The organism is Erwinia sp. E602 (assembly GCF_018141005.1).
Taxonomy (GTDB): Bacteria; Pseudomonadota; Gammaproteobacteria; order Enterobacterales; family Enterobacteriaceae; genus Erwinia.
This window is the reverse complement of the sequence record NZ_CP046582.1, coordinates 3,791,474-3,810,058: the sequence shown is the minus strand read 5'-3', so window position 1 is coordinate 3,810,058 and position 18,585 is coordinate 3,791,474. Positions and strand designations below refer to the sequence as shown.

Sequence of the window (18,585 nt, the reverse complement as noted above, 5' to 3'; positions counted from 1 at the left end):
TCTGAACGGCTTATAACAACGATTTTGCAAGATGAGGATCAGGTAATGTCGCAATACCGTACTTTCACCGCCGCGGATGCCGTGGAATATGCCCGCCAGTTTGGCGGCGTGGAACATCCACACCAGCTGGTGGATTCGCTGGAAGTGGGCGATGGTAATCTCAACCTGGTCTTCAAGATTTTCGACACCGACGGCGTCAGCCGGGTGATCGTCAAGCAGGCGCTGCCGTACGTGCGCTGCGTTGGCGAATCCTGGCCGCTGACCCTCGATCGCGCCCGGCTGGAAGCGGAAACGCTGATCGAACACGGTAAGTTCTGCCCGCAGCATACGGTGAAGATCCTGCACTACGATGCGGATCTGGCGGTGATGGTGATGGAAGATCTTTCCGATCACGCCATCTGGCGCGGGGAGCTGGTCAAAGGCGTTGAGTATCCGCAGGCGGCAACGCAGCTGGGCGAGTATCTGGCGCAGACGCTGTTCCACACCTCTGATTTCTTCCAGCACCCGCATCAGAAGAAAGCAGAAGTGATCCGCTTTACCAACCCGGAGCTGTGCGACATCACCGAAGAGCTGTTCTTCAACGAACCTTACGAACAGCACGAACGCAACGCCTACCCGCGAGCGCTGGAGCGCCTGGCGGCGTCGCTGCGTTACGATGAAGAGCTGAAAATTGCCGTGGCCGGGCTGAAGCACCGCTTCTTCTCTCATGCCGAAGCGCTGCTGCATGGTGACATCCACAGCGGCTCGATTTTTGTCGCCGAGGGCAGCCTGAAGGTGATTGACGCCGAATTTGGCTTCTACGGCCCGATCGGTTTTGATATCGGTACCGCACTGGGCAATCTGCTGATCGGTTACTGCGCGCTGCCGGGGCTGCTGCCGCCACGCGAAGCGGCGGACGGGCGCGAGAAACGCCTGGCTGACGTGCGGGAAGTGTGGCTGAGCTTCAGCGAAGGTTTCCTCGCGCTGGCGGCGGAGAAAAGCCGCGACCGGGCGCTGGCGTATCCGGGCTACGCCCGTGAGTTTCTGCAGAAGGTGTGGCGCGATACCATCGGTTTCTGCGGTACCGAACTGATTCGCCGCACCGTTGGTATGTCGCAGGTGGCGGATATTAAGAGCATCGGCGATGAAGCGATGCGCGTCGAGTGCGTGCGTCAGGCTATTACGCTGGGCCGCAGCCTGATCCTGCTGGCTAACCACGTGCCGGATATCGACGCGATGATTATGCGTATTCGCCAGAACGGCTGAATCAACAAAACGGCCCCGGCAAACGTCACCTTCAGGGTGAACATCTGCCGGGGCCGTTGATTATGTCATCAGGCTCTCGAGCCGCTCCTGTTATTCGTCAACCTCAGTACAGGCTGCTGCTCCCACGTTGTACTCAGAGGGTAACGGCGCTTTCGCTTCACGTAGCGTTAAGGCAGTCAGGCCGCTTCTGTTTTACGTCCTGCAGTCGTTTGCTCAGTCGTTCCTGTCCCCGTCGCCACGCCTGTTGTCGTTTCTTTCGCCGTTCCCTGTGCCGTTTTCGGCTGCTGCTCGCGCTTTACCGGCTGGGTTGCCAGCGCATCGGCGGCAAACTCATCGACGTTGATTGAGCGCAGGCGGCTGGTTTCTGCACGAATCAGCACCTCCGCTTCTTCCTGCGTGACCCAGCCAGCCGCCAGCCCTTCGGCGGCCAGCGCGTCCAGACGGGTAAAGGAGAAGTGTTGCTGCTGCTGTTTGCACAGGCGATCGTGAATCGCTTCGGCGGCCATCACGTCCTGTAGCGCCTGTTCCAGCTGACCGGCCGGGTTATTTTCACCCGGGGCCAGATACTGGCCACGACCCAGCCGGCTGCGGGTAGCGGAAGGCACCTGCAGAATGCGCGCCAGCTGGTGGTCAAGCTGGTCAGACGGCGCACGGCAGCGGCGGCCGAGCGGGAAGATCACCCCGCGCAGCAGCATGGCGATCGGCCGGTTAGGGAAGTTGCGCAGCAGGGCGTCGATGGCGATTTCCGCCTGGTTAAGCGCATCCTGCACGCCCCAGTGCAGCAGCGGCAGGTCCGCCTCGTTGCGTCCCTCATCCTCATAGCGCTTCAGCGCCGCAGAGGCCAGGTACAACTGGCTTAAGACATCCCCCAGCCGTGCCGAGATGCGTTCACGGCGTTTCAGGCTGCCGCCCAGCGAGGCCATTGATACGTCGGAGAGCAGAGCCAGGTTGGCACTGATGCGGTTCAGATGCTGATAGTAGCGGCGGGTGGCATCACGGGTTGGCGACACGCTGGTCAGCCCGCCGGTCAGCCCCAGCCACAGGCTGCGCACCTTGTTGCTGCCCACGTGGCCGATATGGCGGAACAGCGCCCGGTCAAAGGCGACCAGATCGTTGCTCTGCGCGGCCGCCATCTCCTCCAGCACGTAAGGGTGGCAGCGGATCGCCCCCTGGCCGAAGATAATCATGCTGCGGGTGAGAATATTCGCCCCTTCCACGGTAATGGCGATCGGTGCGCCCTGATAGGCGCGGGCAAGGAAGTTGCTGCTGCCGAGCATAATGCCTTTACCGCCGGCAATATCCATCGCGTCGACGATCGCCCGCTGGCCGCGGTGGGTGCAGTGATACTTGACGATCGCCGACAGCACCGCCGGTTTTTCTCCCTGCATAATGCCGCTGGTGATAAGCGTAGCGGCGGCGTCCATCACGTAAGCGTTACCGGCGATGCGCGCCAGCGGCTCTTCAATCCCCTCCATTTTGCCGATCGGCAGACGGAACTGGCGACGAATATGCGCGTAAGCGCCGGTGGCCAGCGCAATGCTCTTCAGGCTGCCGGTGGAGTTGGAGGGCAGGGTAATGCCGCGGCCAACCGACAGGCACTCAACCAGCATGCGCCAGCCCTGACCGGCCATCGCCGGGCCGCCGATAATGAAGTCGATCGGCACGAAAATATCGTTGCCGCGGGTCGGGCCGTTCTGGAACGGCACGTTAAGCGGGAAGTGGCGGGTGCCGATCTCCACGCCTGGCGTGCCGGTCGGGATCAGCGCACAGGTAATCCCCAGCTCTTCGGTTTCGCCCAGCAGGTGCTGCGGGTCAGAGAGCTTAAACGCCAGCCCGAGCACGGTAGCGATCGGCGCCAGGGTAATATAGCGTTTGTTCCAGGTCAGGCGCATGCCCAGCACCTGCTCACCCTGCCACTCGCCCATGCAGACCACGCCGGTATCGGGAATGGCCCCGGCATCGGAGCCGGCTTCCGGGCTGGTCAGCGCAAAGCAGGGGATCTCTTCGCCCCGTGCCAGTCGCGGCAGATAGTGTTTTTTCTGCTCTTCCGTACCGTAATGCTGCAGCAGTTCGCCCGGGCCCAGTGAGTTAGGCACGCCAACGGTAATCGCCAGAATGCCGGAAACGCCGGCCAGCTTCTGCAGCACCCGCGCCTGGGCGTAGGCGGAGAACTCCAGCCCACCGTACTCTTTCTTAATGATCATCGCGAAAAAACGGTGCTGTTTCAGGTATGCCCACAGCTCGGGGGGCAGGTCGGCCATTTCGTGGGTAATGCTGAAGTCGTTGGCCAGCCGGCAGGCTTCTTCCACCGGGCCATCCAGAAACGCCTGCTCTTCGGCGGTCAGCACCGGCCGTGGGTAGGCGTGCAGCTTGTTCCAGTCCGGCGTGCCGCGAAACAGATCGCCCTCCCACCAGGTGGTACCGGCGTCAATCGCCTCTTTCTCAGTGCGCGACATCGGCGGCATTACCTTGCGGAAGGTGCCCAGCATCGGTTTGCTGAACAGCGACTGGCGCAGCGATAGCAGGTTAAACGGCAGCAGCAGCAGCGCCAGTGGCAACAGCAGCCACAGCGTCCACAGCCCGACCAGGCCGAGCACGGCGGTCCACGCCAGCAGGATCAGGCTGGCGGTTGCCAGGCTGATGCGGTGGTAGAACAGGGCGCTAATCAATACGATTGTCGCCACGATACTGAGAACCATCATAATGAGTGCTCCATGTCGCAAGAAGTAAGAGGTCATACCAGTTGCTTTATATTTAGTTCAGCAGGAGAAATGACGCAATCTGTTTACACAATAATTACAACCTGGCTCACAAAGCCGCCGCCCTTGCGGCTAATCCGCCCTGCCGCCGGGGAGATCGCTTTTCGCCTTACCGGCAACTTGATAAACTTATTGGGTAACTCTTACCTCATAAAGGACATCCCTATGTACCAGGACATCATCCGCGCTGAGCTGAATGAAGCGGCAGACACGCTGAATACGTTTCTGAGTGACGACGCCAATATCCAAACCATCCAGCAGGCGGCGGTGCTGCTGGCTGACTCCTTCAAGGCCGGGGGGAAGGTGCTGTCCTGCGGTAACGGCGGCTCGCACTGTGACGCGATGCACTTTGCTGAGGAGCTGACCGGCCGCTACCGCGAAAACCGCCCGGGCTACCCGGCGATCGCCATCTCTGACGTCAGCCACCTCTCCTGCGTCAGTAACGACTTTGGTTATGACTATGTCTTTTCGCGCTACCTGGAAGCGGTAGGCCGTGAAGGTGACGTGCTGCTGGGCATTTCCACCTCAGGCAACTCCGCGAACATTATCAAAGCGGTTGAGGCGGCCCGTGCGAAGGGGATGAAAGTGATCACCCTGACCGGAAAAGACGGTGGCAAAATGGCCGGTACGGCGGATATTGAAATTCGCGTACCGCATTTTGGCTACGCCGATCGCATCCAGGAGATCCACATTAAGGTGATCCATATCCTGATGCTGCTGATCGAAAAAGAGATGGTTAAATAACTTCCGTTTTTTCTTGAGGTAAGACTATGTGCGAACTGCTCGGGATGAGTGCAAACGTCCCGACGGACATCTGTTTTAGCTTTACCGGGCTGGTTCAGCGCGGGGGCGGAACCGGTCCGCATAAGGATGGCTGGGGCATTACCTTCTATGAAGGGAAAGGCTGCCGCACATTTAAAGATCCACAGCCGAGCTTCCAGTCGCCAATTGCGCGGCTGGTGCAGGAATATCCGATCAAGTCCCATTCGGTGGTGGCACACATTCGCCAGGCGAACCGCGGTGAGGTGTCGCTGGAAAATACCCATCCGTTTACCCGCGAGCTGTGGGGGCGTAACTGGACCTACGCGCACAACGGGCAGCTGAAGGGTTATAAAAACCTGGAAACCGGCAGCTACCGTCCGATCGGTGAAACCGACAGCGAGCTGGCTTTCTGCTGGCTGTTGCACAGGCTGACCACGCGCTATCCGCGCACGCCGGGCAACTGGCCGGCGGTGTTCCGCTATATCGCCGAGCTGGCCGCAGAGCTGCGTGAGAAGGGCGTTTTCAATATGCTGCTGTCGGACGGCCGCTATCTGATGGCGTTCTGCTCGACCAATCTGTTCTGGGTCACCCGGCGTGCGCCGTTTGGCAAGGCCAAGCTGCTGGATCAGGACGTGGAGATTGATTTTCAGAAGCAGACCACGCCGAACGACGTGGTCACGGTGATTGCCACCCAGCCGCTGACGGCCAATGAGAGCTGGAACAAAATTGAACCCGGTGAGTGGGCGCTATTTTGTCTGGGTGAGCGCGAGGGCTGAGTTGTTACTTTCCGGGCCGTTCATCATCGGGCGGCTCAACACGTATTTTCCGTCGCTAACGGCCACCACTGGTGGCTGTTTGGTTTGCACAAAGTGCGCATAACCCGGCTGCAGCTGTTTCCAGAAGTTGATATAGGTTGAATAGCGGTGGCGCTGCATATTGCTGTCGGTCATGCGGAACGGATAGATGCTGACCTCGACGCGCTGCTGGCCGTTGCGCAGCGCCGCTTCCACGTAGTGATAGATCTCGTCCATATAAGCATCGGTCATCGCGTAGCAGCCGACGGACACGCAGTTGCCGTGGATCATCAGGTAGTTGCCCTGATAGCCCTGCTGGCGGTCATATTCATTCGGGAAGCCGGTGTTAATCGCCCGGTAAAAGCGGCTGTTAGGCTTCAGCTGCGACAGTCCGACGCTGTAGAAGCCCTCCGGGCTTTTAAAGTCGCCCTGCACGCGCTTCGGCCCGAGACCACCGGAAAAATTACAGATGCGATAGCTGTCGAGCAGGCGGAATTCGTTGCCAATTTTGCCGTACAGCTCCAGCGTGCGCTCTTCTTTGAAGATTTGCAGATACACTGGCGTACCCAGCAGTTGTTTCTTTAACTCTTTGCTTACCGGTGCCAGCGGCGTGATCACGTCAGGTGCGCTGGCGAAGACCACGGCGGGCATAAAAATCATCGCAAACAGCAGTGCGATTTTGGCCATTCTGTTTCCCTTGAAAAGAGGGGTGGAAAGCAACGCCCGCAGGCGTCGGTACTGACAATATCGGACAATTCCGCTATCGCAGCGACACATTAGCATTGTCCATTTTTTTAGCAAGATTGCGAAGAATAAAAACCTTTTCCGGCGAGGATGTGACGGCGATCGGGGCCGGATTGAATTTGCTTAATATGGCTGTATACTTATCCAGTACTGTCGGAGGGGATATGCGCAAAATCATTCACGTGGATATGGACTGCTTCTTTGCCGCCGTGGAGATGCGCGACGATCCAACCCTGCGCGAGATCCCAATCGCCATCGGCGGCAGCCAGACCCAGCGTGGCGTGATCAGCACCGCGAACTATCCGGCGCGGAAATATGGCGTGCACAGCGCCATGTCCACGGCGATGGCGCTGAAGCTCTGTCCGCATCTGCGGGTGATCCCCGGCCGCTATGACGCTTACAAAGAGGCCAGCAGCCATATCCGCGATATCTTCTCGCGCTATACCTCGCTTGTGGAGCCGCTGTCGCTGGATGAAGCCTATCTCGACGTCTCCGACAGCCCGCACTGCCACGGCTCCGCCACGCTGATCGCCCGTGAGATCCGCCAGACCATCCAGCGTGAGCTGGATCTCACCGCCTCCGCCGGGGTGGCGCCGATCAAGTTTCTCGCCAAAATCGCCTCCGATATCAACAAACCGAACGGGCAGTTCATTATCACTCCGGAAGAGATGCCCGCATTCCTGCTCGGCCTGCCGCTGGCGAAGATCCCCGGCGTCGGCAAGGTGACGGCGCGCAAGCTGGAAGAGCTGGGCCTGTATACCTGCGCAGACGTGCAGAAAACCGATCTTGCGACGCTGCTAAAGCGCTTTGGTAAGTTTGGCCGCGTGCTGTGGGAGCGCAGCAACGGCCTCGACGAGCGTGAAGTGGTGGTGGAGCGCCAGCGCAAGTCGCTGGGGGTGGAGCGCACGCTGTCGGAAGATATCCATGAATGGCAGGCGTGCCTGCCGGTGATTGACCGGCTGTATGATGAACTGGAGCGGCGGTTGCAGCAGATCCGGCCCGATCGCCAGATCGCCCGCCAGGGCGTTAAGCTTAAGTTCAACGATTTCCAGCTCACCACCCAGGAACACGTCTGGCCGGTGCTGAACAAAGACGATTTGATTGCGGTTGCGGAGAAAGCCTGGCACGAGCGGCGCGCAGGGCGCGGCGTCAGGCTGGTCGGTTTGCACGTCACGCTGCTGGACCCGCAGCTGGAGCGGCAACTGCTGTTGGGACTGTAGACGATCGCCGATGCATCGAACCGTTCTGCTGGTGAGGCGTAGCATAAAGTGGGTGGTTTGCAGCCTGGGGCTCGCTGGCATGAATGCGGATAGTCTGCAGCAGGGACACAACAGCGTAAAGCAGGGGCGGGGAGAGCAGGGCGCTAAGCGAAAAATCTGTAGCCGCCCTGCGGTGGCTAAAGTAGCCGGCACGGAGTGTCAGAGACAGGTTCCGCGCCGGTAGGGCTTACTTCGCCGGGATCGCCTTCAGCAGCGCGGTCAGCAGCTGCCAGTAGAGATCGACGCTGGCGATATGCACCTGCTCATCCGGCGAGTGCGGGCCGGTAATGGTCGGTCCGATGGAGACCATATCCATCTCCGGGTACGGCTCTTTGAACAGGCCACACTCCAGGCCGGCGTGGATCACCTGAATGTTCGGCGTTTTGTTGAACAGCTGCTGGTAGGTATCGCGTACCAGTGCCATCACCGGCGAAGTCGCGTCCGGCTCCCAGCCCGGATAGCTGCCTTTGGCCACCGTTTTTGCTCCGGCCAGCTGGCCCAGCGCGGTCAGCGTTTCCACCAGGTAGGTTTTTCCGCTGTCGATCAGCGAGCGTACCAGGCTGTTGATCTTCGCGCTGTCACCTTCAAAGGCCACCACGCCGACGTTCAGTGAGGTTTCCACCACGCCTTTCATCACGTCAGAATTGCGGATCACGCCGTTCGGCGTGCTGTTCAGCAGCGCGACAAACGCATCACGGCTCTGCGCGGTCAGCGCCTGTTCGCTGCTCGCCACCACCTCGGTGACGAGGGTGATGTTTTTCTCAACCTGGCTCAGCTCGTGCTGCAGGGTGGTCAGGTAGCCTGCCGCCAGCGCCTTCAGCTGGTCAGCGTTGCCGGCCGGCAGCGCCAGCGTGGCGAAGGCCTCACGCGGGATGGCGTTACGCAGCGTGCCGCCGGTGAAGTCGATCAGGCGCAGGTCGAGATCGGTCGCGTGAGCGAACAGGAAGCGCGCCAGCAGCTTGTTGGCGTTGCCGAGGCCGACGTGAATATCACAGCCGGAGTGGCCGCCTTTCAGGCCCTTCAGCGTCAGCTTCAGCGTCTGGAAACCGGCAGGCACTGCTTCCCGGGTCAGCGGCAGGGTGGTGGTGAAGTCGATGCCGCCCGCGCAGCCCATGTAGATCTCGCCTTCCTCTTCAGAGTCGGTGTTGATCAGGATATCCGCCTGCAGCCAGCCGGCCTGCAGACCGAAGGCACCGACCATGCCGGTCTCTTCGGTCATGGTCAGCAGCACCTCCAGCGGGCCGTGCTCGACGCGGCTGTCGGCCAGCACCGCCAGCGCCGAAGCGAGGCCAATACCGTTATCCGCGCCCAGCGTGGTGCCGCGCGCTTTGACCCACTCGCCGTCAATCCACGGCTGAATCGGGTCTTTGGTGAAGTCGTGTACCGTGTCGCTGTTTTTTTGCGGCACCATATCCAGGTGCGCCTGCAGCGCCACCGGTTTACGGTTCTCATATCCCGGGGTGGCCGGCTTGCGGATCAGGATATTCCCGACTTCGTCGCGTTCGTTCCAGAAACCCTGCTCGCTGGCCCACGAGACGATATACGCAGCCAGCTGCTCTTCATGGTAAGACGGATGCGGAATTGAACAGATTTTGGCAAAGATATCCCACAGCGGCTGTGGCGATAATTGAGACAGTTCAGACACGATGACTCTCCTGTGTCAGCAGCACCGGCCTGCCGCAGCGGGCGGTGAAGCAGTGATCGGTTGGACATTTCCCGCCGGGCATTCCGGCGTGATGAGGCAAGAATATCACCCTTTGCGGCCGCCTGCTTCGTTCGCTCGGCCAAAAAAGCGGTTACCCGCGTTTCTGACGCTGGTTTTTAGCGCGTCAGATCACTATAATTCCGCGCAACCTTTTCCCATTGCACATTTTTTAAGCCAATCACGTTGGCCGGGATTTCTTTATGAGTGAAAAATACGTCGTCACCTGGGACATGCTGCAAATTCATGCCCGTAAACTGGCTCAGCGCCTGCTTCCTGTTGAACAGTGGAACGGCATTATCGCCGTCAGCCGCGGTGGCCTGGTCCCTGCGGCCCTGCTGGCCCGTGAACTGGGCATCCGCCATGTGGATACCGTGTGCATCTCCAGCTATGACCACGACAACCAGCGCGAAATGAAAGTGCTGAAGCGTGCAGAGGGCGATGGTGAAGGCTTTATCGTAATTGACGATCTGGTGGATACCGGCGGCACCGCCCAGGCAATCCGCGATATGTACCCGAAAGCGCGTTTCGTTACCATCTTCGCCAAGCCGGCCGGCCGTCCGCTGGTTGACGACTACATTATCGATATCCCGCAGAATACCTGGATTGAACAGCCGTGGGACATGGGCGTTGCCTATATTCCGCCGATTGTTAAAAACTGATTGATGTCGGTCAAAACGCGCCCGGTTATGCCGGGCGCGTCTGTTTTTAGGCTTCGCCTGTTTCCATCGCCTGCGGTAGACTGAGTGTCTGATCCGCACGCCGAAGGAGACCCCACCCGTGTCACCGAAAAATCTCAGCGAAGAACTGTTCAAACCGCGTTTTAAACATCCGGAAACGTCATCGCTGGTGCGTCGTGTCCACCATCACCGCCCGTTAAACATTCATTCTGCCCTCGATGGGGAGAACCGCCCCGGATGGTACCGGATGATTAACCTGCTGCTGTGGACCTGGCGCGGGCTGTCACCCCTGGAAGTCAGCGAAGTGCTGGCGCGTATTGCGGTCAGCGACGTTGAACACACCGACGATCGGCTGCTGGATACGGTGATCGGCTATCGCGGCGGTAACTGGATCTACGAATGGTCAACCCAGGGCGCGGCGTGGCAGCAGAAGGCCAGTGAGTGCGATGACGATCTGCTGGCCGGCCAGCACTGGCTGCATGCTGCGAATCTCTACAGCCTCGCGGCCTATCCTTACCTGAAAGAGGATGTGCTGGCCGATCAACCGCTGCTGCTGGCCAACCGTGCTTATCAGGAAGCGACCAGCCGCCTGCCCGGCGAGCTGAAAGAGCTGGAGTTTGCCATCCCCGGCGGCAGCCCGGTGACCGGTTTTCTGCATATGCCCGCAGGCGTGCAGGCCCCTTATCCGACCGTGCTGCTGTGCGGCAACCTCGACTCGCTGCAGAGCGATCACTACCGTTTATTCCACGACTATCTTGCGCCCCGCGGCATAGCCATGCTGACGCTGGACGTGCCGTCGGTCGGCTTCTCCGCCAAATGGCGGCTGACCCAGGACTCCAGCTTCCTGCATCAGCAGGTGCTGCGCCAGCTAGACCGGGTGGCGTGGATCGATCATACCCGGGTGGCGGCATTCGGCTTCCGTTTCGGCGCCAATGTGGCGGTACGGCTGGCCTATATGGAACCGCAGCGCCTGCGCGGCGTGGCCTGTCTCGGGCCGGTGGTACACAGCCTGCTGAGTGACGCCAGCCTGCAGGATCGGGTGCCGGATATGTATATGGATATGCTGGCCAGCCGCCTGGGTATGTCCAGCACCTCAGACAGCGCGTTGCGTACCGAAATGAGCCGCTTTTCGCTGAAGCTGCAGGGGCTGCTGGGCCGCCGCTGTACCACGCCGATGCTCTCCGGCTACTGGGCCGACGATCCGTTCAGCCCGGAAGAGGAGTCACGGCTGATCGTCAGTTCGTCGGCGCAGGGGCGGCTGCTGCAGATGAAATCCTCACCGGCGCTGGCCGGTTTTGAACGCGGATTGAACGAAATCGGCGACTGGTTATTGCAACGATTACGCGCCTGATTTGCTAAAATTGCTGACTTTGCTACAACTATAGGCTCAACCAAGGAGTGTAAAACGATGACGTTACCGAGTGGACATCCTAAGAGCCGCTTAATGAAGCGCTTTGGCTCATTAGGTCCTTACATCCGTGAAGGCAAATGTGAAGGCGATCGCTTCTTCTTTGACTGTCTGGCCGTCTGCGTCAACGTCAAACCGGCACCGGAGAGCCGCGAGTTCTGGGGCTGGTGGATGGAGCTGGAAGCACAGAGCGACCACTTCACCTATGAGTACCATTTTGGTCTGTTTGATAAAGAGGGTAACTGGAAGCCAACGGCGATCAAAGGTAAGGACAATAATGCCCGCCTCGAAGAGACGTTACGCAAGTTTCATGAGCGCCTGAAGGCGCAGCTGGCCGAGCTGGAGCTGGGGCTGGTACCTGCCGCCGGGTTTGCCGATCAACCGGTTAAACTGAGCGCGTAAGTGCAACGCATGGCGGTAAAAGAATAAAGAAAAGGCCGGTGAGGAGAGCACCGGCCTTTGTTCAGACACATTATGAGGGGTGTTACAGGGTCGACACTGACCGCTTAGAACTGATAAACCAGGCCTACGGCAACCACGTCGTCGGTATTCAGAGACAGTTTATTGTCGTCATCCAGCTGGTTAATTTTGTAATCCACATAGGCGTTCATATTCTTGTTGAAGTAATAGGTTGCGCCCACATCAATGTATTTCACTAAATCTTCGTTGCCGAGACCGTTCTCCATATCCTTACCTTTGGTCTGGATGAAGCCCAGTGACGGACGCAGACCGAAGTCGAACTGGTACTGTGCCAGCAATTCAATGTTCTGAGTTTTGTTCGCCATGCCGCTGATGCTACCACCGGTTACGGTGTTGGTGCCGCTGATTGGCGTCATGTTGCGGGTTTCGGTGTAGATTGCCGCCAGGTACAGGCCGTTGTTGTCAAACTTCAGACCGGTACCCCAGGAATCAGCTTTATCGCCGTGGCCGTAAGCCTGCGCCTGCTGGTTGTTGGTACGGTCGGATGAGGTGTAAGCACCGCTGACGCTCACGCCGCTGTCGCCCAGTGCGTAAACCGCAGACATACCGTAGCCGTCACCGTTCTGACGCGCAACGCTGGTACGGTCGTTAGCGCCGCCCGCGTCGTTTTTACCCTGATACTGCAGGGCGAACTTCAGGCCATCCACCAGGCCGAAGAAGTTGGTGTTACGGTAGGTGGCCACGCCGGTGGTACGCGCGGTCATGAAGTTGTCGGTACGCGCCGTGCCGTCACCGCCGAACTCTGGGAACATATCGGTCCAGGCTTCCACGTCGTACAGCACGCCGTAGTTGCGGCCGTAGTCGACCGAGCCGTACTGGCCGAATTTCAGACCGGCGAAGCCCAGACGGGTTTTGTTGCCGTTCTGCGCATCAGAGCTTTCGGAGTTGTTGGCGTTGAAGTGGTATTCCCACTGACCGTAGCCGGTCATCAGGTCATTAATCTGGGTCTGGCCTTTGAAGCCCAGACGAACGTAGGATTTATCGCCGTTGTTGCTGTCGCTGTCGCTGAAATAGTGCAGGCCTTTGACCTTGCCGTACAGGTCCAGCTTGTTGCCGTCTTTGTTATAGACTTCTGCGGCCTGAGCTGCGGTGGAGAGGGCCAGTGCGGCGGTTAAGATTGCCAGTGCGCTTTTCTTCATTTTGCTATCAATCCCGAAAGAGTAAGTGTGTAAGCGGCCCACGGGGCTGCTCAAGGCAGGAACGTTTTACCCTTTTCGTATTAAACTTTTATTACACTTCTATACATTTCTTGTTATTAACGAACTTTTCGACTAGCAAGTGGTCAGGGCTTTTTCGTCGTTTTCCCAGGCTTGCTGTTGGTTTCCGGCGCGACACCTGTTAAAACGTTGCTTCGCACTCTTTTTTTACAATATGGCAGGAAATTAATGAGCAGCAGCCAGACCCTGGTGGTAAAACTGGGGACCAGCGTACTGACCGGCGGATCCCGTCGGCTGAATCGGGCCCATATCGTTGAACTGGTGCGTCAGTGCGCCCAGCAACATGCGGCAGGCCACCGGATTGTGATTGTGACGTCAGGGGCAATGGCCGCCGGGCGCGAACATCTTGGCTACCCCGAGCTGCCCCCTACCATCGCCTCAAAGCAGCTGCTGGCTGCGGTGGGGCAGAGCCGTCTGATCCAGCTGTGGGAACAACTGTTCTCGATTTACGGCATCCATATCGGTCAGATGCTGCTGACCCGCGCAGACCTGGAAGACCGTGAGCGTTTTCTTAACGCCCGCGATACCCTGCGCGCGCTGCTCGATAACCATATTGTGCCGGTGATTAACGAAAACGACGCGGTGGCCACCGCCGAGATCAAGGTCGGCGATAACGACAACCTGTCGGCGCTGGCCGCGATCCTCGCCGGTGCGGACAAACTGCTGCTGCTGACCGATCAGCAGGGGCTGTTTACCGCCGATCCCCGTAATAACCCGCAGGCCGAACTGATCGGCGACGTGCACGCGATTGACGATGCGCTGCGTGCGCTGGCCGGCGACAGCGTTTCCGGGCTGGGCACCGGCGGCATGACCACCAAGCTGCAGGCGGCCGACGTGGCCTGCCGCGCCGGCATTGACACCATCATCGCGGCGGGCAGCCGCCCTGGCGTGATTGGCGACGTGATTGCGGCTAATCCGGTGGGCACCCGCTTCCACGCCTTCCAGACCCCGCTGGAAAACCGCAAACGCTGGATCTTCGGCGCACCGCCGGCCGGTGAACTGGTGGTCGACGACGGCGCGCTGGTGGCGATCCTGGAGCGCGGCAGCTCACTGCTGCCGAAGGGCATCCGTTCGGTCAGCGGCAACTTCTCCCGCGGGGAAGTGATCCGCATCCGCAACCTGCAGGGGCGGGACGTCGCCCACGGCGTATCGCGTTACAACAGCGATGCCATGCGCATGATTGCCGGACACCACTCGCAGCAGATTAGCGATATTCTCGGTTATGAATATGGTCCGGTGGCCATCCACCGCGACGATATGATTGTGGCTTAAGGAACAGATATGCTTGAACAAATGGGTAAAGCGGCCAAGGCCGCGTCATATCAGCTTTCGGTACTCAGCACCGAACAAAAAAACCGCGTGCTGCTGACCATCGCGGACAGCCTGGAGTTGCTGAGCGCGGAGATTCTGGCCGCCAACGAGCAGGATCTGGCGGATGCCCGCCAGAACGGCATGAGCGCCGCGCTGCTGGATCGGCTGATGCTTAACCCGCAGCGCCTGAAGGGCATCGCGGATGACGTACGCCAGGTATGCAATCTGGCCGATCCGGTCGGCGTGGTGATCGACGGTGGCCGGCTGGATAGCGGCCTGCGCATCGAGCGCCGCCGCGTGCCCCTCGGCGTGGTGGGGGTCATTTATGAAGCGCGGCCAAACGTGACCGTCGACGTTGCCAGCCTGTGCCTGAAAACCGGCAACGCGGTGATCCTGCGCGGCGGCAAAGAGACCTACCGGACCAATGCGGCGACCGTGCGCGTGATTCAACGCGCGCTGCAGCAGCATGGGCTGCCGGCTGGCGCGGTGCAGGCGATCGAAAGCCCGGATCGCGAGCTGGTTAATCAGCTGCTAAAGCTGGATCGCTACGTTGATATGCTGATCCCACGCGGCGGTGCCGGGCTGCACAAGCTGTGTCGAGAAAACTCGACCATCCCGGTGATCACCGGCGGTATCGGCGTGTGCCATATTTATGTCGATCGCAGCATCGAGCTGGAGCCGGCGCTGAACGTGATCGTTAACGCCAAGAAGCAGCGCCCGAGCGCCTGCAACTCGGTAGAGACGCTGCTGATTGATGCGGCGATCGCTGACAGCTTCCTGCCTGCGCTGAGCGCGCGGATGGCGGCCGAGGGGATTACCCTGCACGCCGATCCGCGTTCGCTGCCGCTGCTGCAGAATGGCCCGGCGGCCGTGAGCGCGGTGACCGACGCTCAGTACCGCGACGAGTGGCTGGCGCTGGATCTCAACGTGAAGCTGGTGGATGGACTGGATGAAGGGATTGCGCATATTCGCGAATACGGCACCCAGCACTCCGATGCGATCCTGACCCGCACCCTGAACCACGCCGACCGTTTCGTCAACGAAGTTGACTCTTCAGCGGTCTACGTCAACGCCAGCACCCGCTTTACCGACGGTGGCCAGTTCGGCCTCGGTGCGGAAGTGGCGGTCAGCACCCAGAAGCTGCACGCCCGTGGCCCGATGGGGCTGGAAGCGCTGACTACCTATAAGTGGGTGGCTTTCGGCGACGACACGCTGCGCGCCTGACCGCCTTAACAGCGCCCGCCCGGGCGCTTTTTTTCCCGCGCACGCGTCGAATTGCTCTGGCGGCAACGTTAGGGGTTGATGACGCCTGATAACCCTGACTTTTATCAGGAGGTCGGTGTATCGGGCCGTCTGTATTCCGCCTGGCGGCACCGTCCTCGCTGCTGACTGAGGATGCTATATTGAAACCGTTACTGGCTGTAATGATCGGCGGCTGCGCCGGCTGTGTGATCCGCTGGCTGCTCGCCGTGCGCCTGAATTCGCTTTTTCCCTCTCTGCCGCCGGGCACGCTGCTGGTTAATCTGGTTGGTGGCTTGATTATCGGTGCCGCGATGGCGTGGTTTATGCGCCACCCGCAGCTCGATCCGGCCTGGAAACTGCTGATTACCACCGGCCTGTGCGGCGGGATGACCACTTTCTCCACCTTTTCTCTGGAAGTGGTGACGCTGATGCAGGCCGGTAACTATCTCTGGGCGATGGTCTCAGTGCTCACCCATGTGATCGGCTCACTGCTGATGACCTTTGCCGGTTTCTGGCTGGTATCGCTGCTGTTCTGATTTGCGCGACAGGAGAGGGTAAACCATTCACCGCTTCAGCCTGCCCGGTGAGCGGGCCGCTGGCAAACCAGCCCGTCGCGAATAAACAGGCTTCGCTTACTGACGCGCCCAGGCCGCCGCTTCCCGGAACAGCGCGTCGTCCGGGCGCACGCCGGTATAGAGGGCGAACTGTTCCACCGCCTGAATGGCAAACACTTCGCTGCCGGTAATGGTGGTTTTATTCTGCGCGCGCGCCTCACGCACCAGCGGCGTCAGTTCAGGCAGGGCCACCACTTCGAAAACGACGCTGGCGTTGGCGATGGTCGCCGGGCTGAATGACAGCTGTTCTGCTTCCTTTCCGCCGCTCATGCCAATCGGCGTCGCGTTAATAAGCAGGTCGGGCTTAAGATCGCCCATCTCTGCCTGCCAGTTGAAACCGTAGAGATCCGCCAGCTCGCGTCCGCGAGCCTCATTACGTGCAATAATATGGCCGTGATGGAAACCGGCATCTTTTAACGCACAGGCGACCGCTTTGGCCATACCACCGTTGCCGTTCAGCGCAAAGCTAAGCTGATTCGACACCTGATACTGCGCCAGCAGGCTGGCGATGGCGATATAGTCGGTATTGTACGCTTTCAGGCGGCCGTCGGTATTCACTATGGTGTTGACTGAGTCAATGGCTTTGGCCGAACTGTCCAGCTCGTCAATCATCGGGATTACCGCCTCTTTAAACGGCATTGAGATGGCGCAACCGCGTACCCCCAACGCCCGCACGCCGCCAATGGCCGCCGCCAGATCGGTGGTGGTAAAGGCTTTATACAGGTAGTTGAGATCCAGCGCGTTATACAGATAGTTATGGAAACGGGTGCCGAAATTACCCGGTCTGGCCGCCAGTGACATGCAAAGTACGGTGTCTTTATTGAGATGTTGAGTCATATATTGTCCTTAAAATGACGGGTGCGACGCGAAAGAGCTGAAAAGCAGATAATGGAGTACCTTAGGGGAATTAAAAACGGCTGAATTTGCCTGTAAGAGTTCCGCTTTTTATCATCGTGGCCGGCTTAACCACCATTATCTGCTACGGCTGTCGCTGCGCGATTTGGCAGGGAGATCACTCCTGCTCCGCCCGGCTGCGGATCTCTTCCAGGTAGTTGTAAATGGTGTAGCGGGTGACGCCCAACGCCGCGGCGGCTTTCTCAATGCCGCCTTTGACGATAAACATGCCGCGTTCCTGCATTCTGCGCACCGCCGCCAGTTTGGCCTGCTTACGGGCCGAACGCGGGCCAGTTTCCAGTTCGACCAGTGAATCGGCGATAATCTCCGCCATCAGCTGTTCCATATCGGCGCTCTCGGGCGCGGGGGCGGCCTGCACCGCAGGGGAGGGCTGACCGCTCAGCAGCCGGTCGATCGCCTCGCGGGCGGCCAGCAGCGCGTTCTGGTCACTGTTTATGCACAGCGCCGCAAACGGCTGGCCGCTGCTGTCGCGGTACAGTGCCGTGGCGCTGCGCAGCGGCTGCCCCTGTTTGTTGTGCGTGACATAATCAGGGATCACCAGCGGTGAAGTATCGCCGCCGTCAGGCACGCTATTAATCAGCGCGCTGAGCCCGAGATCCTGATCCGGTACCGCCAGCACCGAACTGCCGGCCACGCGCCCGGTCACGTGGCCATTGGCAATCGCCATCACCGACGCTTCCGGGGCACTCAGGTCGTGCAGCACAATTTCAGTATCACGCCCCACCACGCTGCCCAGCGCCGAGAGCGCCGCGCGCAGCGTCTCGAACACGAGTTCGCGCTCACGACTGAGTTCGTCATTCAGCGAGCACATGATTATTGCGTTGCCGCCGTTTGATCGACCTGACGGGTTACCGCCAGCAGGCGGTTCACGTGGGTCAGCAGCAGATCTATGTCCGACTGCAGGAATTCATCACCCGCTCGTGAAGCGGTCACGATGGCGTTGTTGATGTTCTCTGCAATGGAGGACGATTCCCCTTTGCCGGTGGTCAACAGCAGGGCAGCAATCAGCAGTGATTGCGCCTCTACCTGGGCCGTCAGCTCTTTGGTATCCACGTCCATTTTGGCTAACTTCATTAAAATATCGATCACCAGCTGCTTCATGATGTCTCTCCGTAGTGTGAAATAATGAAATTAGCATTCGCCGTCGGAAAGTAAACAGGATTTCTCTGCCAGCGGCGTGCGACTGATGCCGCTCAACCTGGCAACATCGCCAGTCTGTTGCCAGAATTACTGTTTTTCTCATAAGGAGCAGGCGATGTTGCGATTTTTACGTGCACTTTTTTCCAGCCCGGAGTCCCTGCTGCAGGTGATGAGCCCGGACGAGGTGGAAGAGGCTATTGAGGAGGGGGCGCGCATTATCATCAACGAAGACGGCGGTGCGACGGTCAATATTGCCAGCCCGGCGGTGCGCGAGGATTTTGTTCGCCATATTAACGCGCTGAAGAGGGCATAA

General features: G+C 59.5%; 18 protein-coding genes. 11 read left to right on the top strand and 7 right to left on the bottom strand.

The annotated features are described in order from the left end of the window. Positions 1-45: 45 nt before the first annotated feature. The gene (mtnK, locus tag GKQ23_RS19100; protein WP_212409163.1) at positions 46-1,245 is read left to right on the top strand and encodes an S-methyl-5-thioribose kinase; all 1,200 of its coding nucleotides are present in this window, start codon (positions 46-48) and stop codon (positions 1,243-1,245) included. Positions 1,246-1,421: 176 nt separating this feature from the next. Here mtnK and fadE read toward each other — a convergent pair whose 3' ends face one another. Next, a complete protein-coding gene (fadE, locus tag GKQ23_RS19095) occupies positions 1,422-3,947 on the bottom strand; it encodes an acyl-CoA dehydrogenase FadE (RefSeq protein ID WP_212409162.1) in 2,526 nt (841 codons plus the stop codon). 222 nt (positions 3,948-4,169) lie between these two features. Between fadE and lpcA the strand changes: the two genes are divergently transcribed. Beyond that, complete coding sequence (lpcA, locus tag GKQ23_RS19090) at positions 4,170-4,748, top strand: D-sedoheptulose 7-phosphate isomerase (RefSeq protein ID WP_101505873.1); 579 nt, start codon at positions 4,170-4,172, stop codon at positions 4,746-4,748. 26 nt (positions 4,749-4,774) lie between these two features. Further along, positions 4,775-5,542, top strand: a complete 768-nt coding sequence (locus tag GKQ23_RS19085) for a class II glutamine amidotransferase (protein ID WP_056233816.1) — start codon at positions 4,775-4,777, stop codon at positions 5,540-5,542. On the opposite strand, the gene dpaA is transcribed toward GKQ23_RS19085, so the two are convergent. Next, entirely contained in the window at positions 5,513-6,247 is a 735-nt protein-coding gene (gene dpaA, locus GKQ23_RS19080; RefSeq protein ID WP_212409161.1) for a peptidoglycan meso-diaminopimelic acid protein amidase, read from the bottom strand. The two genes, GKQ23_RS19085 and dpaA, sit on opposite strands and share 30 nt — an antisense overlap. A gap of 221 nt (positions 6,248-6,468) precedes the next feature. Here dpaA and dinB point away from each other — a divergent pair, with 221 nt between their 5' ends. Then, entirely contained in the window at positions 6,469-7,524 is a 1,056-nt protein-coding gene (dinB, locus tag GKQ23_RS19075; RefSeq protein WP_056233820.1) for a DNA polymerase IV, read from the top strand. Positions 7,525-7,750: 226 nt separating this feature from the next. Here dinB and pepD read toward each other — a convergent pair whose 3' ends face one another. Beyond that, positions 7,751-9,208 (bottom strand): beta-Ala-His dipeptidase, encoded by a 1,458-nt coding sequence (pepD, locus tag GKQ23_RS19070; protein ID WP_056233822.1) that lies wholly within the window; start codon positions 9,206-9,208, stop codon positions 7,751-7,753. A 260-nt stretch (positions 9,209-9,468) separates the two neighbouring features. Here pepD and gpt point away from each other — a divergent pair, with 260 nt between their 5' ends. The 3 genes from gpt to crl all read left to right on the top strand — a co-directional run bounded on the left by gpt (position 9,469) and on the right by crl (position 11,755). Then, positions 9,469-9,927: a xanthine phosphoribosyltransferase gene (gene gpt, locus GKQ23_RS19065; RefSeq protein ID WP_056233824.1), complete on the top strand. Its 459-nt coding sequence runs from the start codon at positions 9,469-9,471 to the stop codon at positions 9,925-9,927. 118 nt (positions 9,928-10,045) lie between these two features. Next, entirely contained in the window at positions 10,046-11,296 is a 1,251-nt protein-coding gene (gene frsA, locus GKQ23_RS19060) for an esterase FrsA (RefSeq protein ID WP_212409160.1), read from the top strand. 57 nt (positions 11,297-11,353) lie between these two features. Further along, entirely contained in the window at positions 11,354-11,755 is a 402-nt protein-coding gene (gene crl / locus GKQ23_RS19055; RefSeq protein ID WP_056233827.1) for a sigma factor-binding protein Crl, read from the top strand. Positions 11,756-11,859: 104 nt separating this feature from the next. On the opposite strand, the gene ompC is transcribed toward crl, so the two are convergent. Next, positions 11,860-12,972, bottom strand: coding sequence for a porin OmpC (ompC, locus tag GKQ23_RS19050; protein WP_101505871.1), 1,113 nt, complete (start codon positions 12,970-12,972; stop codon positions 11,860-11,862). 246 nt (positions 12,973-13,218) lie between these two features. On the opposite strand from ompC, the gene proB reads away from it, so the two are divergent. The 3 genes from proB to crcB all read left to right on the top strand — a co-directional run bounded on the left by proB (position 13,219) and on the right by crcB (position 16,139). Then, entirely contained in the window at positions 13,219-14,322 is a 1,104-nt protein-coding gene (gene proB / locus GKQ23_RS19045; protein ID WP_056233831.1) for a glutamate 5-kinase, read from the top strand. 9 nt (positions 14,323-14,331) lie between these two features. Further along, positions 14,332-15,585, top strand: coding sequence for a glutamate-5-semialdehyde dehydrogenase (proA, locus tag GKQ23_RS19040; RefSeq protein WP_101505870.1), 1,254 nt, complete (start codon positions 14,332-14,334; stop codon positions 15,583-15,585). 176 nt (positions 15,586-15,761) lie between these two features. Next, complete coding sequence (gene crcB / locus GKQ23_RS19035) at positions 15,762-16,139, top strand: fluoride efflux transporter CrcB (protein ID WP_212411890.1); 378 nt, start codon at positions 15,762-15,764, stop codon at positions 16,137-16,139. 96 nt (positions 16,140-16,235) lie between these two features. Here the strand turns inward: crcB and GKQ23_RS19030 are convergent, their stop codons facing one another. The 3 genes from GKQ23_RS19030 to iraP form a co-directional block, all read right to left on the bottom strand. Further along, a complete protein-coding gene (locus tag GKQ23_RS19030; RefSeq protein WP_101505868.1) occupies positions 16,236-17,054 on the bottom strand; it encodes a shikimate 5-dehydrogenase in 819 nt (272 codons plus the stop codon). A gap of 175 nt (positions 17,055-17,229) precedes the next feature. Continuing rightward, positions 17,230-17,943: a transcriptional regulator gene (locus GKQ23_RS19025; protein ID WP_212409159.1), complete on the bottom strand. Its 714-nt coding sequence runs from the start codon at positions 17,941-17,943 to the stop codon at positions 17,230-17,232. A 2-nt stretch (positions 17,944-17,945) separates the two neighbouring features. Then, a complete protein-coding gene (gene iraP / locus GKQ23_RS19020; protein ID WP_101505866.1) occupies positions 17,946-18,233 on the bottom strand; it encodes an anti-adapter protein IraP in 288 nt (95 codons plus the stop codon). 154 nt (positions 18,234-18,387) lie between these two features. On the opposite strand from iraP, the gene GKQ23_RS19015 reads away from it, so the two are divergent. Next, a complete protein-coding gene (locus GKQ23_RS19015; RefSeq protein WP_056233841.1) occupies positions 18,388-18,585 on the top strand; it encodes a hypothetical protein in 198 nt (65 codons plus the stop codon).

Coding starts and splice junctions, on each gene's coding strand:
- mtnK (WP_212409163.1), top strand. CDS start 46: ATGTCGCAATACCGTACTTTCACCGCCGCGGATGCCGTGGAATATGCC.
- fadE (WP_212409162.1), bottom strand. CDS start 3,947: ATGATGGTTCTCAGTATCGTGGCGACAATCGTATTGATTAGCGCCCTG.
- lpcA (WP_101505873.1), top strand. CDS start 4,170: ATGTACCAGGACATCATCCGCGCTGAGCTGAATGAAGCGGCAGACACG.
- GKQ23_RS19085 (WP_056233816.1), top strand. CDS start 4,775: ATGTGCGAACTGCTCGGGATGAGTGCAAACGTCCCGACGGACATCTGT.
- dpaA (WP_212409161.1), bottom strand. CDS start 6,247: ATGGCCAAAATCGCACTGCTGTTTGCGATGATTTTTATGCCCGCCGTG.
- dinB (WP_056233820.1), top strand. CDS start 6,469: ATGCGCAAAATCATTCACGTGGATATGGACTGCTTCTTTGCCGCCGTG.
- gpt (WP_056233824.1), top strand. CDS start 9,469: ATGAGTGAAAAATACGTCGTCACCTGGGACATGCTGCAAATTCATGCC.
- crl (WP_056233827.1), top strand. CDS start 11,354: ATGACGTTACCGAGTGGACATCCTAAGAGCCGCTTAATGAAGCGCTTT.
- ompC (WP_101505871.1), bottom strand. CDS start 12,972: ATGAAGAAAAGCGCACTGGCAATCTTAACCGCCGCACTGGCCCTCTCC.
- proB (WP_056233831.1), top strand. CDS start 13,219: ATGAGCAGCAGCCAGACCCTGGTGGTAAAACTGGGGACCAGCGTACTG.
- proA (WP_101505870.1), top strand. CDS start 14,332: ATGCTTGAACAAATGGGTAAAGCGGCCAAGGCCGCGTCATATCAGCTT.
- GKQ23_RS19030 (WP_101505868.1), bottom strand. CDS start 17,054: ATGACTCAACATCTCAATAAAGACACCGTACTTTGCATGTCACTGGCG.
- GKQ23_RS19025 (WP_212409159.1), bottom strand. CDS start 17,943: ATGTGCTCGCTGAATGACGAACTCAGTCGTGAGCGCGAACTCGTGTTC.
- iraP (WP_101505866.1), bottom strand. CDS start 18,233: ATGAAGCAGCTGGTGATCGATATTTTAATGAAGTTAGCCAAAATGGAC.
- GKQ23_RS19015 (WP_056233841.1), top strand. CDS start 18,388: ATGTTGCGATTTTTACGTGCACTTTTTTCCAGCCCGGAGTCCCTGCTG.